The sequence below is a fragment of the Microcystis sp. M53603_WE2 genome, assembly GCF_030065435.1.
The window spans coordinates 1-3,134 of record NZ_JASJFF010000260.1; the positions used below are offsets into that span (position 1 = coordinate 1).

At 39.9% G+C, this 3,134-nt stretch carries 2 protein-coding genes; both read left to right on the forward strand.

All coding sequences use genetic code 11. The features are described 5' to 3' along the window. Positions 1-2,508: tetratricopeptide repeat protein (locus PX481_RS05720; RefSeq protein WP_288093954.1), on the forward strand; the 2,508-nt coding region annotated here is incomplete at its 5' end. Positions 2,509-2,532: 24 nt separating this feature from the next. Then, a complete protein-coding gene (locus tag PX481_RS05725) occupies positions 2,533-2,721 on the forward strand; it encodes a hypothetical protein (RefSeq protein WP_323131881.1) in 189 nt (62 codons plus the stop codon). Positions 2,722-3,134 lie beyond the last annotated feature (413 nt).

Below are 3,134 nucleotides of genomic sequence, written 5' to 3' on the forward strand. Positions count from 1 at the left end.
CCCCTACCGCAGGTGAACCCCGATATAGAAACCACCGCCCCTACTGACTATATCGCCGAATTAGAAACAAAAGCCAAGGGTTTCACCGTGCGGATTGATAGTAGCAGTAAAGCCAATGGAAGTGGCGTAATTATCGCTAAAGAAGGGAATATTTACACAGTTTTAACCGCAGACCATGTATTATGTGAGAAGAAGGAAGAAAGTCAAGATGCTGCAAGTGAACCTTGTCCCGATCGCACCTACACCGTCGTCACCAAGGACGGTAAAACTCGAAACATCGAGAAAAGCACCATCATCCGGCAGGAAGGGGTAGATTTAGCAGTTTTTCAGTTTGAAAGCCGAGACAATTATCCCGTTGCGGAAATAGCGAATTATAACCCAAATACCGATGATTTTGTTTTTGCGGCAGGCTTCCCCAAAATTGGCGACAATCCCTCGAAATGGTTGTTTAGTGGAGGTAGAATCAAAGATCAAGAAATGGGATTATTAGGAACCCGCCAAAATGACTTAAGCAATGAACAAGGGGCAGTATTAAAAAGTGTCAGTTCTTTAACTGGAGGGTATGAATTAGTTTATACTAGCATCACATTTGGGGGAATGAGTGGTGGTGCAGTCTTAGACTCCCAGGGGAGAGTAATAGGGATTCATGGACGTTCAGAAGGAGCAGGGGGGGGGAAAATTCAGTTAGGGTTTAGTTTGGGGATTCCCATTAGCACTTTTATCGGATTGCAAGAAAGATTGAAGGTAAAACCGCAATTATTAACCACTGCTCAACCCCAAGTTAGTCCGCAACAACAACAAGAAATTATTCAAGCGATTGCTGGTGTTATTGTCCCTAATACCAATGCGAAGGCGGATATTTGGATACAAAGGGGGGGACAATTATGGCGGTTACGGAGGTCTGAGGAAGCAATTAAAGCCTTTGATGAGGCGATTAAGCAAAATGACCCCGATAATGTCTATTTAGCCTGGTATGGGAAGGGATTAGCGTTATTTCAATTACGCGAACATCAACCAGCTATAGAAGCTTTGCAACAAGCGATTAATACCTTACCTAAAGGGAAAGATTTAAAGGAGTTTCACAGTAGTATTTTACAACTGCAAAGTAATGTTTATGCCGTTTTAGGTGGCTTCTCAAAAAGTGCTGGTAGAGAAAGAGAAGCCAGAGAAAATTATGAGCAAGCATTAACCGTGATTAATCAGGCGATTTCTCTGTTTCCCAATAGTCCTAAATCCTATATAATGAAAGAGTCAGTATTAGATAGTTTAGAACGCTATGATGAGGGATTAGCTGCGATTAATCAGGCAATTGATCTCGCTCCTCGTGCTTTGTGGTATGTGATTCGAGCGAAGTACTATTTCTTACAACAAAAATACGAATTAGCTTTAGATGACCATAACAAAGCTATTGAACTTAATCCTAATTATGCTATGGCTTACTCTGTTCGAGCGTTGCACTATTCCTCCCAACAAAAATACGATTTAGCTTTAGATGACTACAACAAAGCTATTGAACTTAATCCTAATTATGGTTTATATTATAGAGGGCGGGGGCTTAATTACCTTCTCCAACAAAAATACGATTTAGCTTTAGCTGACTTCAACAAAGCCATTGACATTAATCCTAATGATGCTGGTGCTTACAACAATCGGGGTAATCTTTACTCTTACCAACAAAAATACGATTTAGCCCTCTCTGACTTCAACAAAGCTATTGACCTTAATCGTAATTTTGCTAAGGCTTACGAGAATCGTGGGAATCTTTACCGTCGCCAACAAAAATACGAATTAGCTTTAGCTGATTACAACAAAGCTATTGACATTAATCCTAATGATGCTGGTGCTTACGCCAGTCGGGGGAATCTTTACTCTGACTTGCAGAAATACGAATTAGCTTTAGCTGATTACAACAAAGCTATTGACATTAATTCTGATGATGTTTTTTCGGCTTACTTCTATCGGGGGATTTTTTACCATCGCCAACAAAAATATGATTTAGCTTTGGCTGACCTCAACAAAGCTATTGAACTTAATTCAAATTTTAGTCACTTTTACGTCGTTCGGGGGATTCTTCACGAAAACAAAGAAAAATACGAATTAGCTTTAGCTGACTACAGCAAAGCCATTGAACTTGATTCTAATTATGCTAATGCTTACTACAATCGGGGGGAGCTTTACCGTCTCCAAAAAAAATACGATTTAGCTTTAGCTGACTACAGCAAAGCTATTGAAATTAATCCTAATTATGCTTATGCTTACTACAATCGGGGGAATCTTTACTCTGACTTGCAGAAATACGAATTAGCTTTAGCTGACTACAGCAAAGCTATTGACATTAATCCTAATTATGCTGACGCTTACAACAATCGGGGGGTTGTTTACTATAACTTGCAGAAATACGATTTAGCTTTAGCTGACTACAACCAAGCTATTAGAATTAATCCTAATTATGCTCAAGCTTACTACAATCGGGGGCTTCTTTACTATAACTTGCAGAAATACGATTGAGCCCTCTCTGACTACAGCAAAGCTATTGAAATTAATCCTAATTTGGCTCAAGCTTACTTAGGTCGTGGTGGTTTATATGCCATATTAGGACAACCCGAAAAAGTAAAAATTGATCTACAACAAGCAGCTATATTATTCCTCCAACAGAATAATATGGCTGCTTATGAACAAGTGATGCAGATTTTGCAGATTTTACAAAAATTAGGGGGGTGAGTTTCGTAGTTTCGTAGGTTGGGTTGAGCGAATAAATATGTTAAAGAAAACCTCTCAATTCTCAGGGAAAGCGAAACCCAACACCCAACACCTAAATCTGTCTGAATCTTTTTGTTGGGTTTCCTTGGGTCTATAGTTGGGTTTCATGCTTCAACCCAACCTACGGTAGAAACCCAACACCCAACACCTAAATCTGTCTGAATCTTTTTGTTGGGTTTCCTTGGGTGTATTGTTGGGTTTCGTGCCTCAACCCAACCTACGAAACTGTAGGTTGGGTTGAGCGAATAAATATGTTAAGGAAAACCTCTCAATTCTCAGGGAAAGCGAAACCCAACAGCCAACACCTAAATCTGTCTGAATCTTTTTGTTGGGTTTCCTTGGGTCTATGGTTGGGTTTCCTGACTACTGTAGAG